At 73.5% G+C, this 22,924-nt stretch carries 20 protein-coding genes; 13 read left to right on the forward strand and 7 right to left on the reverse strand.

Annotated elements, in window-relative coordinates:
* Nucleotides 1–204: 204 nt before the first annotated feature.
* The 4 genes from ACFY2L_RS08645 (at nucleotide 205) to mmpA (ending at nucleotide 2,738) form a co-directional block, all read left to right on the forward strand.
* Nucleotides 205–1,365, forward strand: coding sequence for a WD40/YVTN/BNR-like repeat-containing protein (locus ACFY2L_RS08645; protein WP_390821886.1), 1,161 nt, complete (start codon nucleotides 205–207; stop codon nucleotides 1,363–1,365).
* A gap of 63 nt (nucleotides 1,366–1,428) precedes the next feature.
* Entirely contained in the window at nucleotides 1,429–1,761 is a 333-nt protein-coding gene (locus ACFY2L_RS08650) for a plasmid stabilization protein (RefSeq protein ID WP_390658547.1), read from the forward strand.
* A 60-nt stretch (nucleotides 1,762–1,821) separates the two neighbouring features.
* Nucleotides 1,822–2,517 (forward strand): endonuclease V, encoded by a 696-nt coding sequence (locus tag ACFY2L_RS08655; RefSeq protein WP_390821887.1) that lies wholly within the window; start codon nucleotides 1,822–1,824, stop codon nucleotides 2,515–2,517.
* Between the two features lie 74 nt (nucleotides 2,518–2,591).
* Entirely contained in the window at nucleotides 2,592–2,738 is a 147-nt protein-coding gene (mmpA, locus tag ACFY2L_RS08660) for a morphogenic membrane protein MmpA (RefSeq protein ID WP_390658545.1), read from the forward strand.
* Nucleotides 2,739–2,993: 255 nt separating this feature from the next.
* On the opposite strand, the gene ACFY2L_RS08665 is transcribed toward mmpA, so the two are convergent.
* Nucleotides 2,994–4,166, reverse strand: coding sequence for a saccharopine dehydrogenase family protein (locus tag ACFY2L_RS08665; protein ID WP_390658544.1), 1,173 nt, complete (start codon nucleotides 4,164–4,166; stop codon nucleotides 2,994–2,996).
* Nucleotides 4,167–4,455: 289 nt separating this feature from the next.
* Here ACFY2L_RS08665 and ACFY2L_RS08670 point away from each other — a divergent pair, with 289 nt between their 5' ends.
* The 4 genes from ACFY2L_RS08670 (at nucleotide 4,456) to ACFY2L_RS08685 (ending at nucleotide 10,438) form a co-directional block, all read left to right on the forward strand.
* On the forward strand, nucleotides 4,456–5,640 hold the full coding sequence (locus tag ACFY2L_RS08670) for a CaiB/BaiF CoA transferase family protein (RefSeq protein ID WP_390821888.1): 1,185 nt from the start codon (nucleotides 4,456–4,458) through the stop codon (nucleotides 5,638–5,640).
* Between the two features lie 35 nt (nucleotides 5,641–5,675).
* Nucleotides 5,676–6,890 (forward strand): acetyl-CoA C-acetyltransferase, encoded by a 1,215-nt coding sequence (locus ACFY2L_RS08675; protein WP_390658542.1) that lies wholly within the window; start codon nucleotides 5,676–5,678, stop codon nucleotides 6,888–6,890.
* Nucleotides 6,891–6,931: 41 nt separating this feature from the next.
* Entirely contained in the window at nucleotides 6,932–9,109 is a 2,178-nt protein-coding gene (locus tag ACFY2L_RS08680; RefSeq protein WP_390658541.1) for a 3-hydroxyacyl-CoA dehydrogenase NAD-binding domain-containing protein, read from the forward strand.
* Nucleotides 9,110–9,235: 126 nt separating this feature from the next.
* Nucleotides 9,236–10,438, forward strand: a complete 1,203-nt coding sequence (locus ACFY2L_RS08685; RefSeq protein ID WP_390658540.1) for an acyltransferase family protein — start codon at nucleotides 9,236–9,238, stop codon at nucleotides 10,436–10,438.
* On the opposite strand, the gene ACFY2L_RS08690 is transcribed toward ACFY2L_RS08685, so the two are convergent.
* Complete coding sequence (locus ACFY2L_RS08690; protein WP_390658539.1) at nucleotides 10,432–11,133, reverse strand: MerR family transcriptional regulator; 702 nt, start codon at nucleotides 11,131–11,133, stop codon at nucleotides 10,432–10,434. The two genes, ACFY2L_RS08685 and ACFY2L_RS08690, sit on opposite strands and share 7 nt — an antisense overlap.
* Before the next feature lie 153 nt (nucleotides 11,134–11,286).
* Between ACFY2L_RS08690 and ACFY2L_RS08695 the strand changes: the two genes are divergently transcribed.
* From ACFY2L_RS08695 to ACFY2L_RS08705, 3 genes are all read left to right on the forward strand, one after another.
* Nucleotides 11,287–11,808 (forward strand): macro domain-containing protein, encoded by a 522-nt coding sequence (locus tag ACFY2L_RS08695; RefSeq protein WP_390821889.1) that lies wholly within the window; start codon nucleotides 11,287–11,289, stop codon nucleotides 11,806–11,808.
* A complete protein-coding gene (locus tag ACFY2L_RS08700) occupies nucleotides 11,805–12,704 on the forward strand; it encodes an adenosine kinase (protein ID WP_390658538.1) in 900 nt (299 codons plus the stop codon). The genes ACFY2L_RS08695 and ACFY2L_RS08700 overlap by 4 nt, the downstream gene beginning before the upstream one ends.
* A gap of 132 nt (nucleotides 12,705–12,836) precedes the next feature.
* Nucleotides 12,837–14,780 carry a Xaa-Pro dipeptidyl-peptidase gene (locus tag ACFY2L_RS08705; protein ID WP_390821890.1) on the forward strand — a complete coding sequence of 648 codons (1,944 nt, stop codon included), beginning with the start codon at nucleotides 12,837–12,839 and terminating at the stop codon, nucleotides 14,778–14,780.
* A 191-nt stretch (nucleotides 14,781–14,971) separates the two neighbouring features.
* On the opposite strand, the gene ACFY2L_RS08710 is transcribed toward ACFY2L_RS08705, so the two are convergent.
* Nucleotides 14,972–15,928 carry an FAD-dependent oxidoreductase gene (locus ACFY2L_RS08710; protein WP_390821891.1) on the reverse strand — a complete coding sequence of 319 codons (957 nt, stop codon included), beginning with the start codon at nucleotides 15,926–15,928 and terminating at the stop codon, nucleotides 14,972–14,974.
* 89 nt (nucleotides 15,929–16,017) lie between these two features.
* Here ACFY2L_RS08710 and ACFY2L_RS08715 point away from each other — a divergent pair, with 89 nt between their 5' ends.
* Nucleotides 16,018–17,658 carry an ABC-F family ATP-binding cassette domain-containing protein gene (locus ACFY2L_RS08715; protein WP_390821892.1) on the forward strand — a complete coding sequence of 547 codons (1,641 nt, stop codon included), beginning with the start codon at nucleotides 16,018–16,020 and terminating at the stop codon, nucleotides 17,656–17,658.
* A gap of 36 nt (nucleotides 17,659–17,694) precedes the next feature.
* Here the strand turns inward: ACFY2L_RS08715 and ACFY2L_RS08720 are convergent, their stop codons facing one another.
* From ACFY2L_RS08720 to ACFY2L_RS08735, 4 genes are all read right to left on the reverse strand, one after another.
* Nucleotides 17,695–18,273 carry a DinB family protein gene (locus ACFY2L_RS08720; RefSeq protein ID WP_390821893.1) on the reverse strand — a complete coding sequence of 193 codons (579 nt, stop codon included), beginning with the start codon at nucleotides 18,271–18,273 and terminating at the stop codon, nucleotides 17,695–17,697.
* A 41-nt stretch (nucleotides 18,274–18,314) separates the two neighbouring features.
* Complete coding sequence (locus ACFY2L_RS08725; RefSeq protein WP_390821894.1) at nucleotides 18,315–18,878, reverse strand: putative glycolipid-binding domain-containing protein; 564 nt, start codon at nucleotides 18,876–18,878, stop codon at nucleotides 18,315–18,317.
* 58 nt (nucleotides 18,879–18,936) lie between these two features.
* Nucleotides 18,937–21,339 carry a Tex family protein gene (locus ACFY2L_RS08730; protein WP_390821895.1) on the reverse strand — a complete coding sequence of 801 codons (2,403 nt, stop codon included), beginning with the start codon at nucleotides 21,337–21,339 and terminating at the stop codon, nucleotides 18,937–18,939.
* 81 nt (nucleotides 21,340–21,420) lie between these two features.
* Nucleotides 21,421–21,552, reverse strand: coding sequence for an LPFR motif small protein (locus ACFY2L_RS08735; RefSeq protein WP_390658531.1), 132 nt, complete (start codon nucleotides 21,550–21,552; stop codon nucleotides 21,421–21,423).
* A 143-nt stretch (nucleotides 21,553–21,695) separates the two neighbouring features.
* Between ACFY2L_RS08735 and ACFY2L_RS08740 the strand changes: the two genes are divergently transcribed.
* Nucleotides 21,696–22,655 (forward strand): GlxA family transcriptional regulator, encoded by a 960-nt coding sequence (locus ACFY2L_RS08740; RefSeq protein ID WP_390821896.1) that lies wholly within the window; start codon nucleotides 21,696–21,698, stop codon nucleotides 22,653–22,655.
* Nucleotides 22,656–22,924: the final 269 nt, after the last annotated feature.

A 22,924-nucleotide genomic window follows, 5' to 3' on the forward strand; every position in this document is an offset into this window, starting at 1 on the left:
GGTCGAACGGACTTCCGGGCGGGTGGGACCGGATACAGGAAGAGACGCTGGAACCGGCCGATCCGTGCACACAGATTCCGAGTGACCTCGGTCACCGCCTTCATGCACGCGAGTGACCCACCTCTCCTGCCGTGTCCGGTAGGGCGGTTGAGGCGTGCGAGGGCCTCTGGACGCCACCGGGGCCGTGGGCTAGCTTCCCGCGCCATGAGGCGCTTGGGGAAGACGCGACGCACGGTACGGACGGCGGGGACGGGGAGCACGGGGAAGACGGCGAGGACGGGGAAGACGGCTGAGACCGGGACGAAGGGCTTACGGGCGGTCGCGGCGGCCTGCGCGGCGGTGCTGGCCGTCCTGTCGGCGCCGGTGGCCCAGGCCCACGGGGGCCACGGGAACCCCCACTGGGCCCTGAAGGACACCGGGAGCACGTCCGTACGCTTCCGCGGACTGTCCGCGGTGGACCGGCACACGGCCTGGGTCTCCGGCACCCAGGGCACCGTGCTGCGCACCGCCGACGGCGGGGCGAGCTGGCGGAACGTCTCGCCGCCCGGCGCCGCCGACCTGCAGTTCCGGGACATCGAGGCGTTCGACGCGCGCCGCGCGGTGGTGCTCGCGATCGGCGAGGGCGAGGCCTCGCGCGTCTACCGCACCGACGACGGCGGAGTGACCTGGACGGAGTCCTTCCGCAACACCGACGCGAAGGCCTTCTACGACTGCCTGACCTTCTTCGACCGCCGCCACGGCCTCGCCGTGAGCGACCCGGTCGACGGCAGGTTCCGCATCCTGTCGACCGACGACGGCGGCCGCTCCTGGAAGGTGCTGCCCGACGCGGGCATGCCGGCCGCCCTGGACGGCGAGGCGGGCTTCGCGGCCAGTGGCCAGTGCCTGGTCTCCGCCGGGCCCAAGGACGTGTGGCTGGCCACCGGCGGAGCGGCACGCGCGCGTGTACTGCACTCCGCCGACCGGGGACTGACCTGGACGGCCGCCGACACCCCCGTCCCGGCGGGCGATCCCGCGCGCGGGGTCTTCGCCCTCGCCTTCCGCGACCGCGCGCACGGCCTTGCCGTCGGCGGCGACTACCGCGCCGACCAGCCCTCCCCGCGGTCCGCCGCCGCCACCGGCGACGCCGGGCGCAGCTGGCGCCCCGCCACCACCGCGCCGCCCGCCTACCGTTCCGGCGTGACCTGGCTCCCGCACAGCCGCACCGCCGCCCTCGCCGTCGGCCCCACGGGCACCGACCTGACCACCGACGGCGGCCGCACCTGGCGCACCCTCGACACCGGCTCCTACGACACCGTGGACTGCGCCGCAGGCCTCGGCTGCTGGGCCGCCGGCGAACGCGGGCGGGTGGCACGGCTGGAGAGCTGACCGATTTCGGGGTACTCGGACCGCGCACACGAAGGGCAGCGCACCTGGAAGGAGTGAGCGCACATGCCACGCGGTTCCAGCCCGAAGCGGGAGCGCCAGTACGAGCACATCAAGAAGAGCGCGCAGGACCGGGGTGAGAGCACCGGACGCGCCGAGGAGATCGCCGCGCGGACGGTCAACAAGGAACGTGCCCGGTCCGGTGAGGCGAAGACCGCGAGCCGCACCTCCACGCAGGACATGTCGTCCGGCGAGCGGGGCGGCCGGCGGTCCGGCAAGGGCTCCCAGGGGCCAACGTACGACCAGCTCTACGAGGAGGCCAAGCAGCGCGGCATCAAGGGCCGTTCGGACATGAACAAGAGTCAGCTGCAGCGCGCCCTGAGCGGCAGGAAGAGCTGATCGGTCGCGGGGGGACCCGATCGCGGGCCCGCGCGCGGGAGTCGTACGCTCGTCCTCATCATGACGACCGTGAGCATTCCCGCGGGCTGGCCCGCGACCGAGCAGGAGGCCCGAGCCGTCCAGGACGAGCTGCGGGCCGAGGTGGTTCTCGACGAGCCGGGGCCGCGACCCGGGACGGGGCGGGTGACGGGGGTCGACGTCGCCTACGACGACGAGCGGGACGTCGTCGCGGCCGCGGCCGTCGTCCTGGACGCGGCGAGCCTCGACGTCGTCGCCGAGGCCACCGCCGTCGGGCGGATCTCGTTCCCGTACGTGCCCGGTCTGCTCGCCTTCCGGGAGATCCCCACCGTGCTGGCCGCCCTCGACGCGCTGCCGTGCCCGCCCGGCCTGGTCGTCTGCGACGGCTACGGTCTCGCGCACCCGCGCCGGTTCGGCCTCGCCTGCCATCTCGGCGTGCTCACCGGTCTGCCCACGATCGGCGTGGCGAAGAACCCCTTCACCTTCACCTACGACGACCCGGACGCGGCGCGCGGCTCCTCCTCGCCGCTGCTCGCGGGCGACGAGGAGGTGGGGCGGGCCCTGCGCACCCGGGCGGGCGTCAAACCGGTGTTCGTCTCCGTCGGCCACCGGGTGGACCTGGGGAACGCCTGCGCGCACACCCTGGCCCTCACCCCGCGGTTCCGCCTCCCCGAGACGACCCGCAGGGCCGACGCACTGTGCCGGCAGGCCCTTCGGGAGGCGACGAGCGGCCCCTGAGCCGTTTCCTGAGTACGCCGTCTGAGTATCCGTACGGATGTGCGCACCGCCCGCCGCCCGCGAGGCTGTGCCCCATGACCACGCACCGTGCCCCGAAGCCCCTCGTCGACCCCCACCGGCCCGTCGAGCGCGCCGTCAACGCCGCCCTGGTCCTCGCCGTCCTGGCGGGCCTCGGCTGGATCGCCGGAATGATCTACACCCTCGTCCAGTGGCCGGTGTGAGACCCCAGGACGACGCGGGTCACGGCACTGGGCGACAGGGCCCAGGCCGTGTCCGCGAAGTCCCGCCTGCCTCGCGACGCCCGGCACGTGCTCTCGCCGCACCGGGCGAAAGCCCGGGTACACCCGGTACGTGGCCGTCCGCCCGGCACGCCGGGAGCACGCTCCCCCACGCCCGGCTTCGCTCGCGCGGGAGGGGCCCCCACGACGCCGCGAGGCCCGCCCTGCGGGCGAACGGCGGGACTTCGCGGACACGACCTAGCGGCTCGCGGCCACCCGGAACCGGATGCCCGCGCGGATCAGCCGTTCGGTCAGGGCGTCGCCCATCGCCACCGCCGTGGTGACCTGACCGGCCGTCGCCGGGAGGTCGTCGCAGGCCAGGGCGAGCGCCCCCTCGGCGAACATCTTCGCCGTCTCGTCGTAGCCGGGGTCGCCGCCCGAGACCTCCGTGTACACCCGCCGGCCACCGCCCTCGCCGACGAACCTGACCGAGAACCAGCTGCGCGCCCGCTTCTGCGGGCTCGGCCCCTCCCCGGGCTTGAGCCGGTCCGACAGCCGGCGCCGGACGGGCGGCAACTGGGCGGCCGCGACGATCGTCCCGACGGCCGCGACCCCGCCCAGGGCGACCGGCAGCCGCCGTACGGCCGCGTAGTGGCGGTAGCGGAAGTCGGGGCCGTAGCGTTCCAGCGCCTTCGCCGACCGCCGCACGATCAGCGGATCGACGGTCGGCAGCGGCAGCGCCCAGGCGCCGACCTCCGGGGCGAACCGGGGCGCACTCAGCGGCGCCGAGACACGCCGGCCCATCAGACGCGGCTCGTGCCGGCGCCGGTCCCGCGCGGCGGCGAGCACCTGCCGGCCGCGGGCGAACTGCCCCAGCGCCGAGGCGAACGTCCCGCCCGAGAAGGCCGCGTCGGCGGTCACGAAGCCGTCCACGGTCAGCGGAACGCCCTCCGGCAGCTGGCGGACGGTGAAGTACACGCCCAGGTCGTGCGGGACGGAGTCGAAGCCGGCGGCGTGCACCAGCCGTGCGCCGGTCTCCCGCGCGCGTGCGTCGTGCCGGACGTACATCAGGTCCAGGAACTCCGGCTCGCCGCTGAGGTCCAGACAGTCGGCGCCGGTGTCCGCGCAGGCGGCCACGAGCTCCTCGCCGTACTCCACATAGGGGCCGACCGTCGTCGCCACCACGCGCGCGTGCTCGGCGAGCGCGCGCAGCGAGGCCGGGTCGCCGACGTCCGCCCGCAGCACCCCGGTCTCGGCACCCAGCCGCTCGCGCAGCCGTTGCAGCTTCTCCTCGCTGCGCCCGGCGATCGCCCAGCGCAGGCCCTCGGGCGCGTGGGCGGCCAGGTACTCCGCGGTGAGCGTGCCGACGAAGCCGGTCGCCCCGAAGAGCACGATGTCGTACGGACGGTCCGTCCTCTTTAGCCTGCTCATGACACCCCTTGTCCGTTCGTGACACCTCTTGGCCACGCAGCCCGCGCCGCAGCCGGTGGCTGAGGCTAGCGTGAGGAGGGCGGAGGCCGACGACGAGCCCGGAGGCAGCAGGTGCCGTGGACGGGAACACCCCGGAGAAGCGGGAGAAAGTGCGCGAGTCCGCGGCGCGCCGGTGAGGCGAGTCGCCCGTAAACTGGCTAAGCGCTTGCTCGCCCCACTCTTGTGTCCACTGGAACACGTTCTTAACATCACGGGTGTTACATCGGTTGTGTCACAGCAAGGGGGCTGGATGACGACGGGACGCACGCCCGGGCACGGCCCGCTGGCCGGGGTCCGCGTGGTGGAACTCGCCGGGATCGGCCCCGGCCCCTTCGCCGCGATGCTCCTCGGCGACCTCGGCGCCGACGTCGTACGCGTGGACCGTCCCGGCGGCCCCTCCCTCGCCGTAGACCCGGCCTTCGACGTCACCAACCGCAACAAGCGCTCGGTCGTCGTCGACCTGAAGGCACCGGACGGCCCCGCGCGCGTGCTCGACCTCGCCGCCCGCGCCGACGTGCTGATCGAGGGCAACCGGCCCGGCGTCGCCGAACGGCTCGGCGTGGGCCCCGAGGACTGCCACGCCCGCAACCCCCGTCTGGTGTACGGCCGGATGACCGGCTGGGGCCAGGAGGGCCCCCTCGCCCAGCGCGCCGGCCATGACATCGCCTACATCGCGCTCACCGGCACCCTCGGCATGATCGGCGCCCCCGGCGAGCCCCCGCCCGCCCCCGCCAACCTGCTCGGCGACTACGCCGGCGGCTCCCTCTACCTGGTCGTGGGCGTCCTCGCCGCGCTCCACCACGCGCGCGTGACGGGCGCCGGCCAGGTCGTCGACGCGGCGATCGTGGACGGCACCGCCCACCTCTCCACGATGATCCACGGCATGCTCGCGGCCGGCGGCTGGCGGGACCGGCGGGCGGCCAACCTGCTCGACGGCGGCTGTCCGTACTACGGCACCTACGAGACCTCCGACGGCGGCTACATGGCGGTCGGGGCTCTCGAACCTCAGTTCTACGACGAATTCACGGACCTCCTCGGCCTCGGGGACCTCCGCGACGCCCGCACGGACTGGACGCGCTGGGGAGAGCTGCGCGAGGCCGTCGCCGCCCGCTTCCGGACGCGCACCCGGGACGCGTGGACGGCGCTCTTCGAGGGCTCGGACGCCTGCGTGGCACCCGTGCTGTCGCTGCGCGAGGCCCCGCACCACCCGCACCTCGCGGCCCGCGGCACCTTCACCGACCACGGCGGCATCACCCAGCCGGCCCCCGCGCCCCGTTTCTCCGCGACCCCCACGGCCGTCCGCTCCGGACCCGCGCAGCCCGGCGCCGACACCCGCGAGGTCGCCCGGGACTGGGGCGTGCCGCGGCTGACGGCGGACCTCGTCGAGACCCCCGCGAACACCCCCGTGGACGACTTCCCGCACCAGGGCGACTGACCCGTCCGGCCCACCCTCCCCGAAAGGCTTGACCAGTGAGCACCGAAGCGTACGTGTACGACGCGATCCGCACCCCGCGCGGGCGCGGCAAGGCGAGCGGAGCCCTGCACGGCACGAAGCCCATCGACCTCGTCGTCGGCCTCATCCACGAACTCCGCGACCGCTTCCCGGGCCTCGACCCGGCCGCGATCGACGACATCGTCCTCGGTGTCGTCGGCCCCGTCGGCGACCAGGGCTCCGACATCGCCCGTATCGCGGCGATCGCCGCCGGGCTGCCGGACACCGTGGCGGGCGTACAGGAGAACCGCTTCTGCGCCTCGGGTCTGGAGGCCGTCAACCTGGCCGCGGCCAAGGTCCGCTCGGGCTGGGAGGACCTGATCCTCGCGGGCGGCGTGGAGTCGATGTCCCGGGTGCCGATGGCCTCCGACGGCGGCGCCTGGTTCAACGACCCGATGACCAACCTGGCCGTCAACTTCGTGCCGCAGGGCATCGGGGCCGACCTCATCGCCACCATCGAGGGCTTCTCCCGGCGCGACGTCGACGAGTACGCGGCCCTGTCGCAGGAGCGCGCGGCCACGGCCTGGAAGGAGGGCCGCTTCGACCGCTCGGTGGTCCCCGTCAAGGACCGCAGCGGCCTCGTCGTCCTCGACCACGACGAGCACATGCGCCCCGGCACGACCGCCGACTCCCTCGCCGGTCTGAAGCCCTCCTTCGCCGACATCGGCGAGCTGGGCGGCTTCGACGCGGTGGCGCTGCAGAAGTACCACTGGGTGGAGCGGATCGACCACGTCCACCACGCGGGCAACTCCTCCGGCATCGTCGACGGCGCCTCGCTGGTCGCGATCGGCTCGCGGGAGGTCGGCGAGCGCCATGGGCTCACCCCGCGCGCGCGGATCGTCTCCGCCGCCGTCTCCGGCTCCGAGCCGACCATCATGCTCACCGGCCCCGCGCCAGCCACCCGCAAGGCCCTCAAGAAGGCCGGCCTGACCATCGACGACATCGACCTCGTCGAGATCAACGAGGCGTTCGCCGCGGTCGTCCTGCGGTTCGTGAAGGACATGGGCCTGTCCCTGGACAAGGTCAACGTCAACGGCGGCGCCATCGCCCTCGGCCACCCCCTCGGCGCCACCGGGGCGATGATCCTCGGCTCCCTCGTCGACGAACTGGAGCGCCAGGACAAGCGCTACGGCCTCGCGACCCTCTGCGTCGGCGGCGGCATGGGCATCGCCACGATCGTCGAACGCGTCTGAAACCCCCGGCGGAACCCACAGACTTCTACGGAGACCCTGTCATGACCGAGAGCACCACCATCCGCTGGGAACAGGACCGCACCGGCCTCGTCACCCTCGTCCTCGACGACCCCGACCAGTCGGCTAACACCATGAACGCGGCCTTCCGCACCTCCCTCGCCGCGGTCACCGACCGCCTGGAGGCGGAGAAGGACACCATCCGCGGCGTCATCCTCACCTCCGCGAAGAAGACCTTCTTCGCCGGCGGCGACCTGCGCGACCTGATCCGCGTCACCCCCGAGACCGCCCAGGAGCTGTTCGACGGCGGACTCGAGGTCAAGCGCAACCTCCGCCGCATCGAGACCCTCGGCAAGCCCGTCGTCGCCGCCCTCAACGGCGCGGCCCTGGGCGGCGGCTACGAACTCGCCCTCGCCTGCCACCACCGCATCGCCCTCGACGCCCCCGGCTCGAAGATCGGCTGCCCCGAGGTCACCCTCGGCCTCCTCCCGGGCGGCGGCGGCGTCGTGCGCACCGTGCGCCTGCTGGGCATCGCCGACGCCCTGCTGAAGGTCCTGCTCCAGGGCACCCAGTACAGCCCGCGGCGCGCCCTGGAGAACGGCCTGGTCGACGACGTGGCCGCCACCCCCGAGGAACTCCTCGCCAAGGCCCGCGCCTTCATCGACGCCCACCCCGAGTCGCAGCAGCCCTGGGACCGGCCCGGCTACCGCATCCCCGGCGGCACCCCCGCCCACCCGAAGTTCGCCGCCAACCTGCCCGCCTTCCCGGCCACCCTGCGCAAGCAGACCAACGGCGCCCCCTACCCGGCCCCGCGCAACATCCTCGCCGCCGCCGTCGAGGGCGCCCAGGTCGACTTCGAGACCGCGCAGGTCATCGAGGCCCGCTACTTCGTGGAACTCGCGGCGGGCCAGACCTCGAAGAACATGATCCAGGCGTTCTTCTTCGACCTCCAGGCCGTCAACTCCGGCGCCAACCGCCCCCAGGGCGTCGAGCCCCGCCAGGTCCGCAAGGTCGCCGTCCTCGGCGCCGGCATGATGGGCGCCGGCATCGCCTACTCGTGCGCCCGCGCGGGCATCGAGGTCGTCCTCAAGGACGTCTCCCTCGAAGCCGCCGTCAAGGGCAGGGCCTACTCCGAGAAGCTCTGCGCCAAGGCCGTCTCCCGGGGCCGTACGACCCAGGAGAAGGCGGACGCGCTGCTCGCCCGCATCACGCCCACCGCCGACCCCGCCGACCTGGCCGGCTGCGACGCCGTCATCGAGGCCGTGTTCGAGGACACCACCCTCAAGCACAAGGTGTTCCAGGAGATCGAACACATCGTCGCCCCCGACGCCCTGCTGTGCTCCAACACCTCCACGCTCCCCATCACCGCGCTCGCCGAGGGCGTCGAGCGCCAGGACGACTTCATCGGCCTGCACTTCTTCTCGCCCGTCGACAAGATGCCCCTCGTCGAGATCATCAAGGGCGACCGCACCGGCGACGAGGCGCTCGCGCGCGCCTTCGACCTGGTCCGGCAGATCAAGAAGACCCCGATCGTCGTCAACGACTCGCGCGGCTTCTTCACCTCCCGGGTGATCGGACAGTTCCTCAACGAGGGCGTCGCCATGGTCGGCGAGGGCCTCGAACCCGCGTCGATCGAGCAGGCGGCCGCCCAGGCCGGCTACCCGGCCAAGGTGCTGTCCCTGATGGACGAGCTGACGCTCACCCTCGGACAGAAGATCCGCCGCGAGACGAAGCGGGCCGTCGAGGAGGCCGGCGGCACCTGGACCGCGCACCCCGCCGAGGCGGTCGTCGACCGCATGGTCGACGAGTTCGGCCGCCCCGGCCGCAGCGGCGGAGCGGGCTTCTACGAGTACGGCGAGGACGGCGCACGCGGCGCCCTGTGGCCGGGGCTGCGCGAGCACTTCGCGCGCGAGGGCGCCGGGATCCCGTTCCGGGACATGCAGGAGCGCATGCTCTTCTCCGAAGCCCTGGACACCGTCCGGCTCCTGGAGGAGGGCGTCCTGACGTCCGTCGCCGACGCCAACATCGGCTCCCTGTTCGGCATCGGCTTCCCCGGCTGGACCGGCGGTGTCCTCCAGTACATCAACGGCTACGACGGGGGACTCCCCGGATTCGTGGCACGCGCGCGTGAACTCGCCGAACGCTACGGCGACCGCTTCACCCCGCCCGCGCTGCTGGTCGAGAAGGCGGAGCGGGGGGAGACCTTCACCGACGCCCGCTGACATCCCACGAGCCGGACTCCGTAACCCGCGGCGGACTCGCGGGGTTCGGCTCGTGGACCCTCGCGTGACGCTCCTCGCGCCCCGGTCCGGGAACCGCCGAAGGACCCTCCAGGGAAAGAGGCGCGCATGGACGGCGCGGAACGCTCACGGCTGGACTGGCTGGACGCCCTGCGCGCCGTCGCGGCACTCGTGGTGGTGTTCGACCACGCGTCGTACACCTTCCTGCCGGAGCTGCGGCGCGAGCTGGAGCCGCATTTCAACACCGGCCGCTACGGCATCATGGTGTTCTTCTTCGTGAGCGGCTACATCGTTCCCGCCTCACTGGAGCGCCGGGGCTGCGTCCGGAGCTTCTGGACCGGCCGGATCTTCCGTCTCTGTCCGCTGTGGGCCGTCGCCGTCACCGCGGTCCTCGTCCTCGACCTCGCGGGCGTGGCGAGGGTCCGCGCCGACTTCGGCGGACAGAGCGTGGCGAGCGTGGCCGTCGCCCATGCCACCCTGCTCCAGGAGCTGCTGGGGACGCCGAACCTGCTGCTCGTCCTGTGGACGCTGTCGTACGAGATGGCCTTCTACCTGCTGGTCGTCGCCCTCTTCACGGTCCGCCGGCACGACCGGTCCGCGGCGGTCGCCACGACCCTGGCGGTGCTCGCCGCCGTGGGCGCGGTGGCGGGCGCCGGCCTGCCGGTCTCCGCCCTCTCCCGCCTGGTCGGCACCGGCCCGCTGATCGCGATCGCCGCCGCGGCCCTCGCCGCCGCCCTGTGCGGTGCGAGCGCCGGACCGCCCGCGCTGCGGGTGGCCGGGGGAGTGCTGGGCGGGGTGCTGGCGCTCGCCCTGGTGGCGTTCGACAGCACGGTGCCGCAGTGGGAGAGCCTGGTGATCCTCGCCGTGATGTTCCTCGGCACGGCCGTGCACCGGGCCGAACACGGCGGGAGCAGCCGGCGGACGGCGGTCCGCACCGCCGCCGTCGTCCTCGGCTGCGCGGTGGTGAGCGCCTACCGCTACGGCGACGGCGCGTACTTCACCCGGCGCGGCTGGATCGCGGCGTTCCTGCTGGCCGCGCTCACCTTCGGCGCCGGACTGGCGGTGCGCCGGCGGCGGATCCCGCGCCCGGTGGCCGCACTGGGCGTGATCAGCTACTCCCTCTACCTGCTGCATCCGGTGCTGCTGGCGGTGATCGACGGCACGGCCGGCCGCGGGCGGCGGGACGACCCCCTGTCGCTGGTGGTCTTCCTCGCCGTGCTGGTCCCGCTGTGCGCATCGACGTACCGCTGGGTCGAGGCACCGGGCCGGTCATGGGGCCGCAGGCTCGCACGACCCCCGGACCGTCACTGATCCCGTCCGGACCACTGGCGCAGCTCGTCCCGGAGCGACCGCTGGAACGTCGTCAGCAGGGCCTGCACCACCAGGGGGTGCATCTGGGCGGTCAGCGACCTCACGTCCCGCGCGTCCCGCTCGGCCACCGCCCCCCGCAGCAGCCGGGACAGTTCCTGCGCCGCCGCGCGCGCGTGCTCGATCAGCGCGGTGCGCGCCGCGAGGATCACCTCCTGCGACAGCGGTACGTCGAGCAGGCGCACCCCGAGCGGCAGCAGACCGGAGTCGACGCGGAACGTCCCGGCCCCGGCGGTCTCGAGGACGTCCATCGCCACCAACTGCCGTACGTCCTCCTCGGACAGCGTCCGCCCCGCCCGCCGCTGGAGTTCCTCCCGGCTCACCGTCTCGACGGTGTCCGGCGCCCAGGAGGCGACGACCGCGCGGTGCACGGCGAGATCGTGCGCGTCGAGACCGGGCGGCAGCCGGTCCAGGTAGCGCTCGATCGCCGCCAGCGTCATGCCCTGCCGCTGCAGCTCCTCGATCAGCGCGAGCCGCGCGAGGTGCTCCGGCCCGTAGTGGCCCACCCGGCGCGGGCCGATCACAGGCGGCGGCAGCAGACCCCTCGTGCTGTAGAAGCGGACCGTGCGCACCGTGACCCCCGCACGGGCGGCCAGCTCGTCGACCGTGAGGGGCGGCTCGTCGGTCTCGATCGTCATGCGCAGCAGTATCGCCGTCGCGGGGGCGGCCGTGTGAGAAGTCGCGCTCTCGCGGTACGCAGCCGGGTCTCCAGGACCGCCGACCGGGAACTGGCCGACCTGACGAAGTAGCAGGTCAGGGCCACTGTCAGTGGCATCGCCTACGGTGGCGGCATGTCGGGGATCACGTATGTCCGGGGTGACGCCACCGTTCCGTCGGTGAAGGGCGTCAAGGTGATCGCCCATGTCTGCAACGACATCGGGGGATGGGGGAGAGGCTTCGTCCTGGCGCTCTCGCGCCGCTGGCCGGAGCCTGAGGCGGCCTACCGTGCCTGGCACCGCGAGCGGGCCTCCAACGACTTCGGCCTCGGCGCCCTGCAACTGGTCCAGGTGAAGCCCGACGTGTGGGTCGCCAACATGATCGGCCAGCGCGGTGTCCTCCCGCCCGCTCGGGTTCGCTCGCGCAGGGGGAAGATGGGCAGCGCGGGCGTTCCCGTGCGCTACGAGGCGATCGACACGGCCCTGTCCCGCCTGGCCGACCCGGTGATCGAACTCGCTGCGTCGGTGCACATGCCCCGGATAGGCTGCGGCCTGGCCGGCGGCAAGTGGTCCCGCGTCGAACCGCTCGTCACCGAGCGGCTCGTGCGGCGGGGCGTCGCGGTGACGGTGTACGACCATGGGGAGGGCCGGAGTTGAGCCGTGACACGGACGTCCTGGTGCTGGGCGGCGCGGGTGTGGACACCATCGTCCCGGTGCCGCAGTTGCCGCTGCCGTACGCCGACAGCTACCACATCGACAGCGGGATCCGCACCCGCGCCGGACACACCGGTGACTTCGTCGCCGTCGGCCTCGCCGCCCTCGGCCTGCGCACCCACCATCTCGACTTCCTCGGCGACGACCCGGAGGGCGACCTGGTGCGCGCCCTGCACGCGGAGCGGGGCATCGCCCTCACCGCGATCCCGCAGCCCGCGGGCACCAAACGGGCCGTCAACCTGGTGAGCCCCGACGGCCGGCGGCTCTCCCTCTACGACACGAGCCGGGCACACGAAGGGGACCGGCTGCCCGAGTCCACGGTCCGGTCCCTGGCCGAGGCGAGCCGGCACGTCCACGTGTCCATCACCCAGCCGTGCGCCCTCGCCCTGCCCCTGCTGCGCGAGACCGGCGTGCCCCTCTCCACCGATCTGCACGACTGGGACGGCGAGAACCCCTACCACGAGCCCTTCGCGTACACGGCCGACGTCGTGTTCGTCTCCGCCACCGCGCTCACCGACCCCGAGGCCACCATGCGCCGCATCGTCGAGCGGGGCCGCGCCGAGGTGGTCGTCGCCACGGCCGGGGCCGAGGGCGCCTACCTGCTGTCGGACGGCGAGCTGACCCACATACCGGCGGCCGCGCCTCCCGCGCCGGTGGTCGACTCCAACGGCGCGGGCGACGCGTTCGCGTCCGCCTTCCTCTTCGGCCGGCTCCACGGCGAGTCACCGCTGCGCTGCGCCCGCTACGGCGCGCTGGCGGGGGCGTTCGCGTGCACGGTCCCGGCCACCCGGAGCGCCGCCCTGACCCGCGACGCACTCCTGGCGGCCTGCGCCGGATGAGCGGACGGGCGCACCGGCCACGGCCGTACCGCCCGGCCTCCTGACGGGGACTCAGGCCCTGCAGAGGCGGCGCACAGCCGGCCCACAGTTGCCCTCTTCTGCGCGGGAGTTGACCCATGTACCGTCCCGCGCATGCCGATACGCATGCGCTTCACGATCTGGAGACCGCTCGCGACCGCCGCCATCACCGTCCTGGTGGCGACCTTCCTCACCCCGGCAGCCGCCCACGGCACCCCGCGTGAGAGCCGGCCGGTGTACTCGTACACGAACGCGATCCGCGAGGCCGTCTGGGTCGACACCGGACTCGACGGCGACGGAGACGGCAGAGGGGACCGCGTCGCCGTCGACATCGTCCGCCCCCGCGAACCCGCCGCACGGGGCCGCAAGGTGCCCGTCATCATGGACGCCAGCCCCTACTACTCCTGCTGCGGCCGCGGCAACGAGAGCCAGCGCAAGACGTACGACGCCGCCGGCGACGTCGTCCAGATGCCGCTGTTCTACGACAACTACTTCGTCCCGCGCGGCTACGCCTTCGTCGGCGTGGACCTGGCCGGCACCAACCGCTCCGACGGCTGTGCCGACGTCGGCGGCCGCTCCGACGTCCTCTCCGCGAAGGCCGTAGTCGACTGGCTCAACGGCCGCGCCCGCGCCTACACCACCCGCACCGGCACCACCACCGCCACCGCGGACTGGACCAACGGCAGAACCGGCATGATCGGCAAGAGCTGGGACGGCACCATCGCCAACGGCGTCGCCGCCACCGGCGTGAAGGGCCTGCGGACCGTCGTCCCGATCGCCGCCATCTCCTCCTGGTACGACTACTACTTCGCCCAGGGCGCACCGCTCTACGACTCGGGACCCGACTGGCTCTCCGACTACGTCGACAGTCCCGACGCCCGCGCCCGGTGCGCGGCCGTCCAGCGCCACCTCGTCGACGGGGCCCCGCGCAGCGGCGACCGGACCCCCCTGTGGACCGAACGGGACTACGTCAAGGACGCGGGCAAGGTGAGGGCCAGCGTGTTCGTCGTCCACGGTCTGCAGGACCTCAACGTGCGCACCCGGCACTTCGGCCAGTGGTGGGACGCCCTGGCGAAGAACCGCGTCGAACGCAAGATCTGGCTCTCCCAGACCGGCCACGTCGACCCCTTCGACTTCCGCCGCGCCGCCTGGGCCGACACCCTGCACCGCTGGTTCGACCACGAACTCCTCGGCTACGACAACGGCGTCGACCGCGAGCCCATGGCCGACATCGAACGCCACCCCGACCAGTGGGTCACCTCGAAGGTCTGGCCGCCGCGCGGCACCCGGACCGCCACCCTGCGCCCGGCCGCCGGCCCGCAGCCCGGCGTCGGCACCCTCGGCCTGCGCGGGGGGACCGGCACCGAGACCTTCACCGACGACCCGCGGCTGAGCGAGACCGACTGGGCCGCGCGGACCGACACCCCGACGCCCGGGAAGGCCGGCTTCGTCACCGGGCCGCTCACCCGCGACCTGCGCCTGTCCGGCTCCTCCAAGGTCACCGTCACCGCCACGCCCACCACCGCGACGGCCCACCTCAGTGCCGTGCTGGTCGACCTCGGCCCCGACACCGTCCGGGACTACGCGGCGAGCGGCGAGGGCATCACCACCCTCACCGACCGCACCTGCTGGGGCGAGAGCACGGCCGGCGACAGCGCCTGCTTCAAGGAGACGAAGGCCCGGACCACCGACGTCGACTTCACCGTCGTCAGCCGGGGCTGGGCCGACCTCGGCACGTACGCCGACCCCGGCAGGGGCGTCCCGCTCACCCCGGGCCGGGCGTACACCCTCACCCTCGACCTGGCCGCCACGGACCACGTCGTCCCGGCCGGGCACCGCCTGGCGCTGATCGTCGCGGGCACCGACAAGGACCTGATCGACCCGCCCGCCGACACCCCGACCCTCACCCTGGACCTCGCCCGCACCACGGCCCGCGTCCCGTTCGTGGGCGGCGCCGGCGCGTTCGCCGCCGCCACCGCCGGATCCACGGCGGCCACGCCCGACTCCGGACGCCGGGACGGCGCGGGCGCACCACGGCAGACGTACCGGATCCCGTAGGACGACCCTGCCGGGACGGACACGCCCTAGGGGGTGTTTCGAAAGTCCCGCACAGCACCCGCGGCGCCCGGCACGCACCCTCGCCGCACCGGCCGAAGGCCCAAGCAGCTCCGCTACGAGGGCCTTCGTCCGGCACGCCGAGGGCACGCACCGAACACCGCGGGCACCGCACAGGACTTTCGAAACACCCCCTAAGAGGAGGCGGCCAGCGCGGCCGCCTCCTCCGCGCATCCCCAGGCCACCGTCACGCCCGCCCCGCCGTGCCCGTAGTGGTGCACCCGCACCCGCCCGTCCGGCAGCACCTCCCGCTCCAGCCGCACCGCGGGCCGGGCCGGGCGCAGGCCCACCCGGTGCTCCAGGACCCGCGCGCCGGCCACCTCCGGCCGCAGCGCCGCACACCGTCGCACGATCGCCTCCGCCACCGCCGGATCCGGTTCCACGGACCACGCGTCGTCGTCGGCCGTGCCGCCCAGCACCAGCCGCCCGGGATGAGGGAAGAGGTAGGCCGTCTCCCCGTCGGGTGCGGTGGAGACGGTCCAGGTGCGGACACCGGGGTTCTCCACGACGACGAGCTGCCCGCGCACGGGCCGCACCGAGGGATCCGCGGCCAGCTCACGGGCGCCCAGGCCCGTGCAGTTGACCACGACCGGAGCGTCGGCCTCCGCCAGGTCGGACACGCTCCGCTCCTCCACCGTGCCGCCCGCGCGCAGCAACCGCTCCCGCAGCCACGGCAGATGGACCGCCATGTCGATCAGCGGCAGCCGCGCCCACACGCCGCTCCCGGCCCCGTACTCCCGTGCGGTGGCCCGGCGCAGCACGGGCAGCCGGCCCGCCGCCCAGGCCTCGACGTCCGCCAGGTCGGTCTCGCCCATCACGCCCTCGACCAGCCGCACCCCGGTCGCCTCGGGCCGCTCGGCCAGCTGCTCGTACACCTCCAGGGAGCGCAGGGCCCAGGCCCGCGCCGACGCCATCGGCTCGATGTGGTACGGCCACCACAGCGCACCCGCGACGGCCGAGGTGGTCCGCTCGGCCGGCTCCCGCGTCCACACCCGCACCCGCCGGCCCCGCTCGGCGAGCACGACCGCCGTCGCCAGCCCGATGACCCCGCCGCCGACCACGACGATCCCGCCGTTCCCCTGAGCATCCACGCCCGGACGGTAACCGACCCCACCTCGGCACGGCGAGAGGAAATCCGGTGCGATCCGCGTGCGGCACGCCCACTAGGATCTACCGTCTGATGACTGCCACCCTCGTCGCCAAGAACCTCGCCGCCGGGCACGGCGACCGCTCCCTCTTCTCCGGGCTCGACCTCGTCGTCGCCCCCGGGGACGTGATCGGGCTGGTCGGTGCCAACGGCGCGGGCAAGTCCACCCTGCTGAGGCTGCTCGCCGGGCTCACCGCGCCTGAGCAGGGCGAGCTCCGTCTCTCCCCGCCGTCGGCGACCGTCGGCCATCTGCCCCAGGAGCCGGAGCGCCGGCCGGGCGAGACGGTGCGGAAGTTCCTCGCCCGCCGCACCGGCGTCGCCGAGGCGCAGCGCACCATGGACGAGGCGACGCAGGCCCTGGTCGACGGCGCGCCGGGCGCCGACGACGCGTACGCGACGAGCCTGGAGCGCTGGCTCGGCCTCGGCGGCGCCGACCTCGACGAGCGCGCCGAGGAGGTCGCCGACTCCCTCGGTCTCGGCGTCGGCCTGGACCAGCTCATGACCTCCCTGTCCGGTGGCCAGGCGGCCCGCGCGGGCCTCGCCTCCCTCCTGCTCTCCCGCTACGACGTCTTCCTCCTCGACGAGCCGACCAACGACCTCGACCTGGACGGCCTGGAGCGGCTGGAACGCTTCGTGACCGGGCTGCGGGCGGGCACCGTCGTCGTCAGCCACGACCGTGAGTTCCTCACCCGCACCGTCACCAAGGTCCTCGAACTCGACCTCGCGCAGCAGCGGATCACCCTCTACGGCGGCGGCTACGACGCCTACCTGGAGGAGCGGGAGGTGGCCCGCCGGCACGCCCGCGACGACTTCGAGGAGTACGCCGACAAGAAGGCGGCCCTCCAGGAGCGTGCGCAGGTCCAGCGCGCCTGGATGGACAAGGGCGTGAAGAACGCGCGCCGCAAGGCGGGCAACGACAACGACAAGATCGGCCGGAAGTTCCGCAGCGAGGCCAGCGAGAAGCAGGCCGCGAAGGCCCGGCAGACCCAGCGCATGATCGAACGCCTGGACGTGGTCGAGGAGCCCCGCAAGGAGTGGGAGCTGCGCATGGAGATCGCGGCGGCCCCGCGCTCCGGCGCGGTGGTCGCGGGCCTGCGGGACGCCGAGGTGCGGCGCGGCGACTTCACCTTCGGCCCGGTGACCCTGCAGATCGACTGGGCCGACCGGGTCGCCGTCACCGGCGCGAACGGCGCGGGCAAGTCGACCCTGCTCGCCGCGCTCCTCGGCCGGATCCCGCTGGACGCGGGCCACGCGGCGCTCGGTTCGGGCGTCCTGGTCGGTGAGGTCGACCAGGCGCGCCGGCTGTTCCACGGCTCCGAGTCGCTCCTGGACGCCTTCCGGGCGGCCGTCCCGGACACCGAACCGGTCGAAGTGCGCACCCTCCTGGCCAAGTTCGGCCTGAAGTCGGACCACGTCCTGCGTCCGGCGGCCACCCTGTCACCCGGCGAACGCACCCGCGCGGCGCTCGCGCTGCTCCAGGGCCGCGGCGTCAACCTCCTCGTCCTCGACGAGCCGACGAACCACCTCGACCTCCCCGCCATCGAGCAACTGGAGTCGGCCCTCGACGCCTACGAGGGCACCCTGCTCCTGGTCACCCACGACCGCCGCATGCTGGACGCGGTCCATGTGACCCGCCGCCTGGACATGGCGGACGGCAAACTCACGGAACGCTAGGGCCGGTTGCGAGAGTGGCGCCTGCCGCGCGACGTCCTAGCCGGCCTCCCGGGCCGCCCGTTCCACGCGTTCCCGGTGGGCGGCCCACCAGGACGCGTCCTGGTCGGGGGTGTTGAGGCCGCCGCGCCGCTGTCCCGCCGTGCCGTCGATCAGCTCCCGCACGATGTCGGCGTGCCCGGCGTGGCGCTGGGTCTCGGCGATCATGTGGATGAGGCTGTGATGCAGGGTCAGCTCGGTCCTCCCGTCCCCGGGCACCCGGCCGACCGCGTCCAGGGGCAGCGCCGCGATCGTCTCGTCCGCATGCGCACAGGCCCGCCGGTACCGGCCGACGATGTCCTCGCGCGTCTCGTCGGCCCGCGCCCACAGATCCTCGTTGGGCTCCGCGTCCCCGGTGATCCACAGCCGGGGGCCCGCGAAGGGCCGGCCGTGGACCGCCCCGAAATAGAGCGCCTCGGCCCCCGCCAGGTGTTTGACGAGGCCCAGCAGGTTGGTGCCGGTGGGCGTCATCGGGCGGCGTACCGCGTACTCCGGCAGGCCGTCGAGCTTCCACAGCAGGGCCTCACGGGCGTCGCGCAGATACGCCTGGAGATCCGCCTTGGGATCATGGTCGGTCATACGATCAGTCTGCCGACGGGGAGATCTCCGACAACCGCTTTTCAGACGAGGCGGGTCGCCAGACCCGGGTAGGTGACGACGAAACCGGCGTCGTCGAAGGTGAGGTCGCTTCGGAAGGTACCGGAGGCGAAACGCACCCGAGCGCCCCGCTCGCCCGGACCGAGAGCGGTGTACGTCTGCCACGACGGCCGCACGGTCAGTGCCGGCACCGACACCCAGGCCGTCAGCAGGCGCCGCTCGCCCGGCCCCCGGAGCAGCCCGTGGCGCAGCACCGGCATCGTGTTGGTGAGCGGGCACAGGCCCAGATCGCAGTCGACGGCGTCCCGGAAGCCGGGCAGCGGCTCTCCGTCGGCCGTCCAGCCGCCGTGCCCGTCATGCCGCAGATCGAGCGATCTGGTCCGCTCGGCCGTCTCGACCGTGACCCGCAGCCGACGGGTCACGAAACCGCCGGCGGTGTCGAGGTCGTACGACACCCAGTAGGGCTCCGGCACGGTCCCGACCGCCCGCCCCCGGGCCCGCAGCACCCCCTCGCCGGCCTCCGTCCACGCGGTCTCGTAACCGCCGCTCGCCGTGACGTTCCAGGTGAGGACACGGGAAGTGGTCATACCGTCACTGTACGAGCGGGCCGGGCCCCGGCGTCCTGCCAGGACCCGGCCCGAGTCGTCAGCTCCGGCCCTTCTTCGGGTCGAGCAGCCCCGCCCGGCGCAGTGCGTCGGCCATCGCGCTGTTGGCGGGCGGCGGCGCCTGCCGCGCACCGCCGCCACCGCGCTGACCGCCGTTCCCGCCGCGCTGCCCGCCCTGCTGCCGCTGCTGCGGCGGACGCCCGCCGCTCCGCTGCGGCCGGCCCCCGCCGGAGGACCGGTCCGCCTGCGGGGCCGCCTCGTCGTCCAGCCGCAGCGTCAGCGAGATCCGCTTGCGCGGGATGTCGACGTCGAGGACCTTCACCTTGACGATGTCACCGGGCTTGACCACGTCCCGCGGGTCCTTGACGAACGTCTTCGACAGCGCCGAGACATGCGCCAGGCCGTCCTGGTGGACGCCGACGTCGATGAAAGCCCCGAAGGCCGCCACGTTCGTCACGACCCCCTCCAGGACCATCCCGGGAGCCAGGTCGGAGATCTTCTCCACGCCCTCCTTGAAGGTGGCCGTCCTGAACGCGGGCCGCGGGTCACGCCCGGGCTTCTCCAGCTCCCTGAGGATGTCGGTGACCGTCGGCAGACCGAACGTCTCGTCCACGAAGTCGGTCGGCCGCAGGGAGCGCAGCACGCCCGTGTTGCCGATGAGGGAGGCCACCTCCTGCCCGGAGGTCTTCACCATGCGGCGCACCACGGGGTAGGCCTCCGGGTGCACGCTGGAGGCGTCCAGCGGGTCGGAGCCGCCGCGGATGCGCAGGAAGCCCGCACACTGCTCGTACGCCTTGGGGCCGAGACGCGGCACCTTCTTGAGCTCCGTACGGGACGTGAACGGCCCGTTGGCGTCCCGGTGCGCCACGATGTTCTCGGCGAGACCGGAGGTGATGCCGGAGACCCGGGCGAGCAGCGGCGCCGACGCCGTGTTCACGTCCACGCCCACGCCGTTCACACAGTCCTCCACCACCGCGTCCAGCGAACGCGACAGCTTCACCTCGGACAGGTCGTGCTGGTACTGGCCGACGCCGATCGACTTCGGGTCGATCTTCACCAGCTCCGCCAGGGGGTCCTGCAACCGGCGCGCGATGGACACCGCGCCGCGCAGCGACACGTCCATGTCGGGCAGCTCCTGCGAGGCGAACGCGGAGGCGGAGTACACCGAGGCGCCGGCCTCGGACACCATCACCTTGGTGAGCTTCAGCTCCGGGTGCCTGCCGATCAGCTCACCGGCGAGCTTGTCGGTCTCGCGGGACGCCGTGCCGTTGCCGATCGCGACCAGCTCGACCGCGTGCTCCTTCGCCAGCCGCGCGAGCTTGGCGATCGCCTCGTCCCACTTGTTGGCCGGGACGTGCGGGTAGATCACGTCCGTCGCCACGACCTTGCCGGTCGCGTCGACGACGGCGACCTTCACGCCCGTGCGGAAACCGGGGTCCAGACCCAGCGTCGCGCGCGTGCCGGCCGGCGCGGCGAGCAGCAGGTCGCGCAGGTTCGCCGCGAACACGTTCACCGCCTCGTCCTCGGCGGCCGTGCGCAGCCGCAGCCGCAGGTCGAGGCCGAGATGGACGAGGATGCGGGTGCGCCAGGCCCAGCGGACGGTGTCCGTCAGCCACTTGTCGGCCGGCCGGCCGCGGTCGGCGATCCCGAACCTCGACGCCACGATCCCCTCGTACGAGGAGGGGCCCTCCGTGGGCTCCTCCGGCTCCAGGACGAGGTCGAGGACGTCCTCCTTCTCACCGCGCAGCATCGCCAGGATCCGGTGCGAGGGCAGCTCGGTGAACGGCTCGGCGAAGTCGAAGTAGTCGGCGAACTTCGCCCCCGCCTCCTCCTTGCCGTCCCGCACCTTGGCGGCCAGCCGCCCGCGCCCCCACATCCGCTCGCGCAGCTCGCCGATCAGGTCGGCGTTCTCCGAGAAGCGCTCGGTCAGGATCGCCCGCGCCCCGTCCAGCGCGGCCTGCGGATCGGCCACCCCCTTGTCGGCGTCGACGAACGTGGCCGCCGCGGCGAGCGGCTCCACCGTCGGGTCGCCGAGCAGGCCCTCCGCCAGCGGTTCGAGACCGGCCTCGCGGGCGATCTGCGCCTTGGTGCGCCGCTTGGGCTTGTACGGGAGGTAGATGTCCTCCAGCCGCGCCTTCGTCTCGGCGCCGCGGATCTGCGCCTCCAGCGCGTCGGTGAGCTTGCCCTGCTCGCGCACCGACTCCAGGATCGCCGCCCGCCGCTCCTCCAGCTCCCGCAGATAGCGCAGCCGCTCCTCGATCGTGCGCAGCTGCGCATCGTCGAGCATCTCGGTCGCTTCCTTGCGGTAGCGGGCGATGAAAGGCACCGTCGAGCCGCCGTCGAGCAGCTCCACGGCGGCCTTCACCTGCCGTTCCCGTACGCCGAGCTCCTCGGCGATCCTGCCTTCGATGGACCCTACTTCGATGGACCCGGGTGTCGTCACGATCCCGTACCGCCTTCTCCACTGAGGTTGCGCGGCAATTGTGGCAGGTGGGACCGACAGTCGGGGATCAGGGCGCGGCCGTCAGGCCCGTCGGCTCCTCGCCGAGCCCGAAGCGCCGCCGAAGAGCCGGGCCACCGCCCGGAAGGGCAGCGTCACGACGGTGGCGATCGCGCCACCGATCTGGCGCAGTACGTCTGCGATCGCACGGAACACGGGAATCCCCTTTCTTCTCCCCGGGGCCGTCCCGGGGCAGAGATCGGGTAACCGCGAGGGGGGCCGCCCATGCCCCGTCGTGGCAGGAAAGGTGGGGAACTCGTCATTGCCGCCATGGGGCCGGCCCGCGAAGAATCGTGTCCATGGCGCAGCGAACCGTCCTCTTCGTCCTCTTCGACGACGTGCAGAGCCTCGACGTCACCGGCCCCCTGGAGGTCTTCACCGGGGCCGAGCAGCACACCCCGGGCTCCTACCGGGTGCGCACGGCCTCCCTGGACGGCGCGCCGGTACGCACCTCCAGCGGGCTGACGCTGGTACCGGACGAGGCCCTCACGCGTGCGCGTGTCCCGCACACGCTCGTCGTGCCCGGCGGTCGGGGCACCCGGCGGGACGATCCGCCGCTCACCGCGTGGCTGCGGAGCCACGCCCCGCGCGCGCAGCGTCTCGTGTCGGTCTGCACCGGTGCGATCCCGCTCGCCGCCGCCGGGCTGCTGGACGGCCGCCGGGTGACGACCCACTGGGCCTACTGCGGCACACTCGCCCGCGGCCACCCCGCCGTGCGGGTCGACCCCGATCCGATCTACGTCCGGGACGGCAACGTCTTCACCTCGGCGGGCGTCACCTCCGGCATCGACCTGGCCCTCGCCCTGGTCGAGGAGGACCTCGGCCGGGACGCGGCGCTGGCCGTCGCCCGTCACCTGGTCGTCTTCCTGCGCCGGCCCGGGAACCAGACCCAGTTCAGCGCCCAGCTCGCCGCCCGGACCGCACGGCGCGGGCCGCTGCGGGAGGTCCAGCAGTGGATCACCGCGCACCCCGCCGCCGACCTGAGCGTGGATTCGCTCGCGGCCCGCGCCAGGCTCTCGCCGCGCCACTTCGCCCGCGCCTTCCTGGCCGACACCGGCACCACCCCCGGCCGCTACGTCGAAGGGGTCCGCCTGGAGCACGCCCGCCGGCTTCTGGAGGACACCTCCGACGGCGTCGAGGAGATCTCCCGCGCCAGCGGCTACGGCACCCCCGAGGCCATGCGCCGCGCCTTCGTCAAAGCCCTGGGCACGGCCCCGGCCGAATACCGCCGCCGCTTCCGCCCGGCCACCACGCCCTGACCGCCCACCCGCCGTCTCCCCAGGAGGCCCACTCGCCCCCGGACACCCACCCGACTGCCTCGGCCACCGTCCCCCCGCCCCTGGGATCCCACCCACAGAAGCCCCTGGTCCCACGCCCCCTGAACCCCGGTCATCCGCCCCCCTCTGCCTCGCGCACCGCCCAAGTGGCCCTGACCAGCAGCCCGCTGAAACCGTGGGCGTCCGCCACCCGAAGCCGCCGAGACCCACGTCATCCGCCCCGGCACCCGGAGTCCGCGCCTCTGAAGTCC

The organism is Streptomyces sp. NPDC001381 (assembly GCF_042895685.1).
Classification (GTDB): domain Bacteria; phylum Actinomycetota; class Actinomycetes; order Streptomycetales; family Streptomycetaceae; genus Streptomyces.